The 3,590-nt window shown below is 73.0% G+C and carries 5 protein-coding genes and 2 pseudogenes; all 7 read right to left on the bottom strand.

The genetic code is table 11. The features are described 5' to 3' along the window. A pseudogene (locus FV228_RS23400) lies at positions 1 to 391 on the bottom strand (hydrolase); the annotation flags it as partial. Continuing rightward, the gene (locus FV228_RS23395) at positions 388 to 1,002 is read right to left on the bottom strand and encodes a DNA-3-methyladenine glycosylase I (protein ID WP_147856768.1); all 615 of its coding nucleotides are present in this window, start codon (positions 1,000 to 1,002) and stop codon (positions 388 to 390) included. The pseudogene FV228_RS23400 and the gene FV228_RS23395, both read right to left, overlap by 4 nt. Before the next feature lie 60 nt (positions 1,003 to 1,062). Further along, a complete protein-coding gene (locus tag FV228_RS23390) occupies positions 1,063 to 1,917 on the bottom strand; it encodes a folate-binding protein YgfZ (RefSeq protein WP_147856767.1) in 855 nt (284 codons plus the stop codon). Between the two features lie 107 nt (positions 1,918 to 2,024). Continuing rightward, positions 2,025 to 2,285, bottom strand: coding sequence for a hypothetical protein (locus tag FV228_RS23385; RefSeq protein WP_147856766.1), 261 nt, complete (start codon positions 2,283 to 2,285; stop codon positions 2,025 to 2,027). A 159-nt stretch (positions 2,286 to 2,444) separates the two neighbouring features. Then, positions 2,445 to 2,885 (bottom strand): TIGR02301 family protein, encoded by a 441-nt coding sequence (locus FV228_RS23380; protein ID WP_147856765.1) that lies wholly within the window; start codon positions 2,883 to 2,885, stop codon positions 2,445 to 2,447. Continuing rightward, positions 2,882 to 3,355, bottom strand: coding sequence for an NUDIX hydrolase (locus FV228_RS23375; protein WP_147856764.1), 474 nt, complete (start codon positions 3,353 to 3,355; stop codon positions 2,882 to 2,884). Before FV228_RS23375 ends, FV228_RS23380 begins: the two co-directional genes overlap by 4 nt. After that, a pseudogene (locus FV228_RS23370) lies at positions 3,352 to 3,590 on the bottom strand (hypothetical protein); the annotation flags it as partial. The pseudogene FV228_RS23370 and the gene FV228_RS23375, both read right to left, overlap by 4 nt.

Below are 3,590 nucleotides of genomic sequence, written 5' to 3'. Positions count from 1 at the left end.
GCCCGGGCTCGGCCAGGCCGAAGCGGCGGCGCACGGCGGCGAGCAGGCGCAGCTCGACCCCGCGATAGGCGTCGCCGATCGCGGCCTTGAGCGGCGAGATGATGTCGCCGACGACGTATTCCGGGGCATCGTGCAGCAGCAGCTCCAGCCCCTCGGGCTCGGTGCAGCCGGGGGCGATCTGGCGCCCGACCGCCTCCACCAACAGGCTGTGCTGGGCCACCGAGAAGACGTGCGGTCCCCGGGTCTGGCCGTTCCAGCGGGCGACCCGGGCGAGCCCGTGGGCGATGTCGGCGATCTCGATGTCCCGGGGTGCGGGATCGAGCAGGTCGAGGCGCCGGCCGGACAGCATCCGCTGCCAGGCCCGGGGCGCCGGGTCGCGCGCCTCGCTCATGCCGGCCGCCCCAGTTCGGCGCAGGCTACGTGCCGGTGGCAGTCGACGAGATGGTCGTTCACCATCCCGACCGCCTGCATGAAGGCGTGCACGATGGTCGGCCCACAGAAGGAGAAACCCTCCGCCTTAAGGGCCTTGCCGATCGCCCGGGAGACCGGCGTCTCGGTCTGGATCTCGGCGCGGGTCCGGGCGCCGCCCTGGATCGGCCGCCCGTCCACGAAATCCCACAGGAACGGCGCGAAGCCGGGGCCGCTCTCCTCGATCCGCAGCCAGGCCCGGGCGCCGGCGATCGTGCCCAGGATCTTGGCGCGGTTGCGGATGATGCGGGCGTCCGCCATCAGCCGGGTGACGTCGGCCTCGTCGTAGCGGGCGATGGCCTCCGGATCGAAGCCCGAGAACGCGTCGCGAAACCCGTCGCGGCGGCGCAGGATCGTGATCCAGGACAGGCCGGCCTGGAAGCCGTCGAGGATTAGCTTCTCGTAGAGCGCCCGGCCGTCGCGCTCGGGCACGCCCCATTCGGTGTCGTGATAGGCGACGTAGAGCGGGTCGTGGCCGGCCCACCAGCAGCGGGGGCAGCCATCGGGATGGTTGATCAGGCCGGTCTCGGACATCCCGCCGGTTTAGCGAGAACAGGAGCGGAACGCCATCGCGGCCCGCGCCCCGATCCGCGGTCAGGCTGCCGGCGATCCGGCCGCTTCCGGCATCGCGAAGGTCGCGTAGGCCGGCTTCTCGAAGGTCACCGGCCGGTCGCCGGCCAGCGGGGTGGCACCGGCCGTCAGCGCGTCGGCCAGGCGGTCGAGCCGGACCAGGGCGAGGCCATGCTGGCCGGCGGCGCTGCCGGTGGTGCCCAATCCCTTGCCGCCGGCGGTGATCTCGGTGCCAGGGGGAGGGGCCTCGCCGGTGTAGCGGGCCGCCAGGATCCGGGTGCGGGCGGTGCCGCGGTGCTGCATGCGCGAGACCACCTCCTGGCCCACGTAGCAGCCCTTCTTGAAGTCGACGCCGCCGAGCTGGTCCATCATCGCCTCGTGGGGGAACGCGTCCCCGTAGGCGTAGTCGCGCCCGCCCTCGGGCACGGCGAGCTCGATGCGGTGCCGGTGGTAATCCGCCTCCGCGGCATCGGCCGAGAAGGCGCCCTCGGCAGCGTAGAGCCGGGCGCCGAGATCGGCGTGGCGGGTATCGGCCACCGTCGCGGTCTCGGATGCCGGGGAAGCCCCGGCCCAGGAGACCGCCACCGCGACGGTCGGATCGACCGCGATCGCGACCTGCGCACGCAGCCTGTAGAGCGTCAGCCGCTTGGCGAGATCCGCAGCCCGGTCGATCGCCGTGTCGAGCCGGAACCCGTCCGGGATCCGCGAGATCAGGAAATCGAACAGGATCTTGCCCTGCGGCGCCAGCAGCGCGCCGAGGCGGGCCTCGGCCTCCTGCAGGGTCTCGACGTTGCAGGTCAGCACGCCCTGAAGCAGCGCCGCGGCCTCCGGCCCGGTGACAGTGACGAGGGCGCGGTCCGGCAACAGGGCGATGGGCATGGCAGGCAGATCCTCACGCGACGGGGGCGATCCGGTCAACCGGATCGCGTGGCCGGGAGGTAGGTGCTGCGCGCGCCCGCCTCAACCGTCCGCCGTCGCCGGTCTCCTCAATGCTGGAGGGTCGTGGTGAAGGCACCGCCGCGGATGCGCTCCGGAAAGCCCTCGGCGTAGCGGGCGGTGGCCTCCTCACCGTAGGTCATCACCAGTTCCTGGAACGCCGCGAACAGGGCGGCCTGGGCCATGCAGTCGCCGTCGAGCCCGTCGAGACAGCCTTCCGCGAACGCTTCCGAGACGTAGCTCAGCGCGACGCGCTTCTCCTCGACGTCGACCTCAACCTCGATGGGGGCGGTCTGAGAGATGTGCTGCATGGGCCCGATACTTCCGTTGCGCCGGGCACGAGACCCGGCGGACCAACGGATGATAGGTGGCTCCCCGCGGCTCGGCCAGCCGAGAATTTCAGATCGGTTAACGCAGCCGCTCGAAGTTGATGCTTTCGGGGGATGCGTGGCGGGTGTGTTGCCTCTGCATCACCCGCCGAAGCGCCCCGCCAGGGCATGCGACAGCCTGTCGCCCTCGGCGACGTAGCGGGCGGCCGCCTCGTGCGCCGCCGGGGTGCAGACCCGGTAGGTCAGCGCGTAGCCGCGATAGCCGCGATTGTAGGCGCCGGCCAGCCGGTCGCGGCGGGCGGGGGTCACGCCCTCGGATTCGATCAGCGCCTTCATGCGGGCCGGCCATTCCCCGGCGTCGGGCGCCGCGCAGAGGCCGCGCAGGAAGGCCAGCGCCCCGATGATCTCGGACATCCGCATGAGGTCGCGGTCATAGGGGGCGGGCACGTCCGCCGACGGGGACGTTTCCTTGGACGTCTCCTTGGGCGCGTCCTTGGCCGGCGCCGCGCGGCTGCCACGCTGTTGCGCCAGGGCCGGCCCCGCGAGCGCCAGGACGAGGCAGAGGATGACCGGAAGCCTCACGGGCGCGCCTCACCTCTGTCACCGACCCGGGCGAACGCCTCCTGCAGGGTCCCGATCAGGCCCGGCGTCGTCGCCAGCCCGGCGATCTCGCCGAGTTTCGCCCACCGGACCCCGAGGGCCTCCGGACCCGCCACGGGCTCGCCGCCGCACCACAGGGCGGCGTGCGGATGGACGACGTAGTGGTGCCGGGCGCGGCCGGCCTCGTCCCGGACGATGATCTCGGTGGGTGAGAGCACGCCGACCACCTCGGCCGTGAGGCCGACCTCCTCGGATAATTCGCGCAGGGCCGCCTCCGCCAGGGCCTCGCCGGCCTCGACCAGGCCACCCGGCAGGGTCCAGACCCCGCGCATCGGCTCGTTGGCCCGGGCCGCCAGCAGGACGCGATCGCCGCGGATCACCGCGATTGACGCGCCCACGAAGGGCCGGGTCGGGAACAGGCGCCCGCCACCATCGGCCTCGCCCGCCGTCACGGCTTGCCCCCGTCGGGGGCGACGATTGCGACCCGCCCGTCGGTGAGGCCGACCACCAGCCGCGTCGCCGCACCTTCGCCGAGTGCCACGATGCCGATCGTGGCGGGTGCCGGCAGCGGGATGCGCAGGCGCTCGTGCAGCGGACCCTTGGCCTGAACCAGGGCGATCTCCGACCGTCCGGCCACCGGCACCGCGAGCTCGGGTGGACCTGCGGCCGGGGCCGTGACGGCGAGGT

Origin of the sequence: Methylobacterium sp. WL18 (genome assembly GCF_008040015.1) — a bacterium.
Taxonomy (GTDB): Bacteria; Pseudomonadota; Alphaproteobacteria; order Rhizobiales; family Beijerinckiaceae; genus Methylobacterium; species Methylobacterium mesophilicum.
The sequence above is the reverse complement of the archived record's forward strand: the minus strand, read 5'-3'. Positions and strand labels throughout refer to the sequence as shown.